The following is a 1,547-nucleotide window of genomic DNA, read 5'->3' on the forward strand; positions in this document are numbered from 1 at the left end:
GGGGGGTGTTCCTATAGTTTTGTCAACTGGGAAATGCTCTCCGTGCGACCGAATCGCGGCATGCTGACGCCAGGCCATTCGGCCGGTGGGCTTCAGTCTGTTCGGTGCGTTTCGGCTAGGCTGCGTAAGGCACCCTGTCTCGCATGACCGCGTAGATGACCTTCAGTCTCTTTCGCGCCAGCGCCTTGAGCGCCTTGCCGTGCGACATGCCCCGCTCCCGGCACCTGGTGTAGTAGTCGCCCCATCTCCCCTCTGTCCGGGTAAGGCAGTTACATGAGAATATGAGCAGGTTCTTCAGCCTCTTGTTGCCTTGGCGCGATGCCGTCACCGAGGAGATCGAGGTTCCCGACTGGCGGTTGCGCGGCGCCAGGCCGCAGTACGACGCGAGCCTGTCGTGACTGGGGAAGTCTTCGATGTCGATGGAGATCGCGAGCTCGGAAGCGGTTTTGGGCCCGATGCCCGGCACCGTCAGGAGGCATCGGTAGGTATCGTCGCCCTCGAGCAGGGCGGAGATCTCCGCCGTGATCGCCTCGATCTCCGCCGAGTTCTCGGATATCCTGCGCGCGAGCAGTTTCACCGCCCGGTCCTCGGCGGCGACGACCGACGCATCCGGCCTTGTCGAGGAAGTTGTCGAGCGGACGAGGGCCTCGATCTTACCGCGCGCCGCCCCACGCGTGAGCGCCGCCGCCCTGCGGGGCCCGGCGTCGGCTACCGACCAGGCCCCGCCGAGGGATGCCATGAGCCTCAGCTGGGGCCCGTCGGACAGGTCGACCAGCGCCTCGAAGGCGGGGCACGATTCCAGCAGGATGCTGCGCAGCCGGTTCTTATTCCTAGTGTTCTCGCAGGTCAGGAAGTTCCTCTGGGCGGCCAGCGCCCTCGCCGCCGCAATCGTCGGGCCTGGGTCTCCGACCGGCAGGAGCGCGTCGGGGATGCCAAGCGCCGTCTTCGCGATGACCATCGCGTCTCGCTCGTCGGTCTTGGCGTCGCCGGCGAAGAGCCTGGCGGCCCCGTGCGCCGCGAGTCCCGGCAGGTACGCCGCCGACATCCCGGCCGCCCTGGCGCGGGCGAGCGCGAGGGCGCCTATGTTGCGCGACTGGTCGACGACCACGAGCGCATCGGGGAAGCGGCCGAACAGCGAGTCCAGGTCGTCCTCCCTGTTCGCGACGGGGGCGCTCAACAGCACCTCGCCATCTCGAGTCGCGACGCATGCCCAGTGGGACGATTTCCCGACATCGAGCCCGATGACGGCTTCCGGCATTCTAGTTGGTGCCACGGTGGTATCCTCCAATCGGTAGGCCGATCGGAACCCCTCCCCGCGACACCCACATTACCTGGCCGTGGCGCTTGCGCCCGGCAGTTTCCTATCAGTCGTCCGGAGCGGCGAGCGCCCCCGGTGGCAACACCCCCCGGGCCCTCTACGGGGCAGGGGCAGACGGCCATCCGGAGGCGCCCGATCGGCGGCCCCTCGGGGCTTGCCCGTATCGTAGGCAATGCGCCGAATGCTCGCCATCGAAATTTATCGATGGCCTATTTCAGACTGTAATGGG

Annotated in this window: 1 protein-coding gene; it reads right to left on the reverse strand. The window is 67.1% G+C overall.

All coding sequences use genetic code 11. The features are described from left to right. Nucleotides 1–115 precede the first annotated feature (115 nt). Nucleotides 116–1,273, reverse strand: coding sequence for an IS110 family transposase (locus tag ACTNBY_RS09275; RefSeq protein ID WP_441053993.1), 1,158 nt, complete (start codon nt 1,271–1,273; stop codon nt 116–118). Nucleotides 1,274–1,547: the final 274 nt, after the last annotated feature.

The organism is Collinsella sp. HCP28S3_E12 (genome assembly GCF_052065595.1).
In the GTDB taxonomy this organism is placed as follows: domain Bacteria; phylum Actinomycetota; class Coriobacteriia; order Coriobacteriales; family Coriobacteriaceae; genus Collinsella.